Below are 3139 nucleotides of genomic sequence, written 5' to 3'. Positions count from 1 at the left end.
CAATACTATAGCTAACAAAGAAAAACTTTTGGAATCCGTACTCTCCATAAAAAACCTGACCAAACAATTTGGCAGGATCAAGGCCGTAAACAACCTGTCGCTGGAAGTAAAAGCCGGACAGGTTTTCGGTATGTTAGGCCCGAACGGTAGTGGCAAGACTACCACGCTCGGCATGCTGATGGGTGTGATAAATCCTACTGCCGGTGACTTTACCTGGTTTGGCGAAGTGCCCACCCACCAGGTTCGTAAGAAGATAGGAGCCGTGTTGGAGCATCCTATATTTTATCCTTACCTCAGCGGGCAGAAGAACCTTGAGCTCAACGCCATGATCAAGCAATGCCCGGTAGAAAATATACCGAGGGTATTGCAGCTGGTAGAACTATATGAGCGCAAAGACGATAAGTATCGTACCTATTCTCTTGGTATGAAGCAACGCCTGGCGATCGCCTCGGCCTTACTGAACGATCCTACCGTGTTGATTCTCGATGAACCTACCAACGGCCTTGACCCCATGGGTATAGCGGAGATACGCGAACTCATCAAAAAGATTGCAGCCAATGGTAAAACGATTATACTCGCCAGTCACCTGCTGGACGAAGTGCAGAAAGTTTGTACGCACTTCGCAGTGTTAAAGAAAGGAACACTGGTACACGTTGGTCCGGTAGATGAAGTTGGCAAAGGCGAAGAAACGGTTGAAGTGGCGGCTTCGGCAGAGAACCTGAACGAAGTGTTGCTGGCCTTCGCCGGCACATCATCCATCAGCCGTGAGAATGGAAGTTTCCAGGTGGCTATGCGCGAAGGTTTTCATAGCAAAGACCTGAACAAGTTCTTATTCGAGAAAGGTATTGTGGCTTCGCACCTCACTACAAAGAAAAAGACACTGGAGAAACAGTTTCTCGAAATACTGGCGGGTGCGTGAGCCAGCTATACTATATTTTGAATCACATCAACATCGTACTATAAATACATCTGCGCGTTATGCTGCACCTTCTCAAAATAGACCTGAAGAAAATGACAAGCTACCGTACCTTCTGGGTAATTGGTGGTTTATACTTTTTAACGCTGGGGCTTGGTGCTGCCAGCGGTATGGAATTTTTGAAGTGGCTGGCACGCACATTCGAAGACTTCGGGCAGAAGTTAAACATCAACCGTATACCACTTTATCATTTTCCGGATGTGTGGATGAACCTGATCTGGTGTGCTGGTCTTTTGAAGATTGTGCTGGCCGTGCTGGTGGCAATCTCCATCACCAATGAATATAGCTATAGAACGATACGGCAAAATATAATAGACGGATTAAGTCGCAGCGAATTTCTGTTCTCCAAGATCATCACGAATGTGTTACTTAGTTTGATAAGTGTGGTGATGATCTTCCTGATCGGTCTTGTAACCGGCATGATCTATAGCCCCTCTATCGAGCTGGATCGTATAATGACTGATCTTGAATTTTTCCCGGCTTACTTTCTCGAGCTGTTCTTCTTCCTGTCGTTTGCGCTCATGTTGGGTGTACTCATTCAACGGGCCGGTCTTACTATCATTCTCCTGTTGTTGTTCCCTGCCATCGAAGCGATTGTAGCAGCCAAAGTGGATAATTACTTACCGGAAGTTATACCTTTCTTTCCTATGCGCTCCATCTGGTACCTGATACCGTGGCCTTTTCCCCGCTACGCATTTCAGGAGATACAGGACTACCTCAAGCTGTCGTCTGTGGCCATTGTACTCGGTTGGACACTCATCTTCAATTATACCAGCTATTGGAAGCTGAAGCGCTCGGACATTTAACCGCTTTCGCGGAAGCCGAATGCAATCGCTTTGAAGAAGAAAATTTCTGCAATCGTTTTAAGAAGCAAGTAGTTTAATAAAATTACATCAACGGTCTGCCACCGCAACGTTTCATTAATTTTGTCGTGTAAAGAAAACTGTAAAGCTTTTATTGACCCTTTATGAACACGATTCAATTAATAGGACTGGTTGCCGGAGGTTGTACTACCATCGCTTTTTTGCCACAGGTTATTAAAACCTGGAAGTCCCGTTCTGCGAAAGATCTTTCTTTAAGCATGTTCTCTATCTTTTGTCTGGGTGTAGCCTTGTGGCTTATCTACGGCATTATGGTGCAGGATATACCTGTAATCGCTGCCAACATGCTTACGCTGATGCTCGCCTCTACACTGCTGTACTTCAAACTGCGCTTTAAAGAATAAGCTGGTTCCAGTCCGTTCGCTTGTACGCCCGTAGCAGCAGGAAAATTATACCAAGCTGCACGGGTATCATGCCCAACTGTATAAACGGTATTCGCGCTAGCAGATAATGCCCAAAGCCCAGAATACCGATTAGCAGAAATGTAAGCAGCGACCGCGCTATATTTCCCGACTGGCTGCGAACATTCGGTGCCATCGACAACGGCAGATGTCGTGTGTTTATCATCGCGAAGATGAGCAGCATCAAAAAGTTGTTAAAGAATCCGAAGAGTATATCAACGCCCGCACGAGATCCCCAGATAAATAATATCAATGCGCTGATCACCGTATAGCCGGGTATGAACAATCGTACAAAAATCGCTTTCAAAGTACCCGACAGAATCTCTCCCGGTTTATCTAACGGCGCTGAGAAATATACCCAGCTCGCTTTAAAATCATCTGAATAAGGAACTTCATACACGGCTACCTGCAAGATCATAAATGCCAGGTATATCAGCATGAGGTGATATTGCGTGTTGGGCAGGTTGTGCCACGTGGCCACAATATCTTTTTTACCCTGCATGGCAAAGATCACCCCGAAGATCAACACATAACCGAAGGCCGGGTATATCTTTAGCTTTATCTTTCTGTCGCGACTGAGAATTTTATAGATCAGGTTAAACGCACCCTGCTCAAACGGATTGTTGGTAATCCAGCCGCTGATCTTGTTGCTATAGCTTTGCTTTTCTGTTTTGGGTTTTTCAACACGCTCCGTGCAGGCACCCATCGTGCCCAGCTTTTTAGTAAATATAGGGGAGAGGTATTTGTTCACCAGGTAAGCGCCCAATATAGGCAACACCAACGCACAAATTGTTAACGCGATGTGCGATAGATCCGTTAGTTTATAATGTATAGTTTCCAGTGCGCCAGCCATCCACACCGGAGGTAACAGAAAGCTCCAC

General features: G+C 45.8%; 3 protein-coding genes and 1 pseudogene. 3 read left to right on the top strand and 1 reads right to left on the bottom strand.

All coding sequences use genetic code 11. The annotated features are described in order from the left end of the window. From VIN08_RS05900 to VIN08_RS05890, 3 genes are all read left to right on the top strand, one after another. On the top strand, positions 1-919 hold a 919-nt coding region (locus VIN08_RS05900; RefSeq protein WP_331961648.1), incomplete at its 5' end, for an ABC transporter ATP-binding protein. A gap of 59 nt (positions 920-978) precedes the next feature. After that, entirely contained in the window at positions 979-1782 is an 804-nt protein-coding gene (locus VIN08_RS05895; protein WP_331961645.1) for an ABC transporter permease subunit, read from the top strand. Between the two features lie 161 nt (positions 1783-1943). Next, positions 1944-2201: a SemiSWEET transporter gene (locus VIN08_RS05890; protein ID WP_331960916.1), complete on the top strand. Its 258-nt coding sequence runs from the start codon at positions 1944-1946 to the stop codon at positions 2199-2201. Here the strand turns inward: VIN08_RS05890 and VIN08_RS05885 are convergent. Then, a pseudogene (locus tag VIN08_RS05885) lies at positions 2191-3139 on the bottom strand (hypothetical protein); the annotation flags it as partial. The gene VIN08_RS05890 and the pseudogene VIN08_RS05885 overlap by 11 nt on opposite strands.

The sequence above is a fragment of the Ohtaekwangia sp. genome, assembly GCF_036568665.1.
Classification (GTDB): domain Bacteria; phylum Bacteroidota; class Bacteroidia; order Cytophagales; family Cyclobacteriaceae; genus Ohtaekwangia.
Note: the sequence above shows the minus strand (reverse complement) of the source record. Positions and strands in the feature narration are given on the sequence as shown.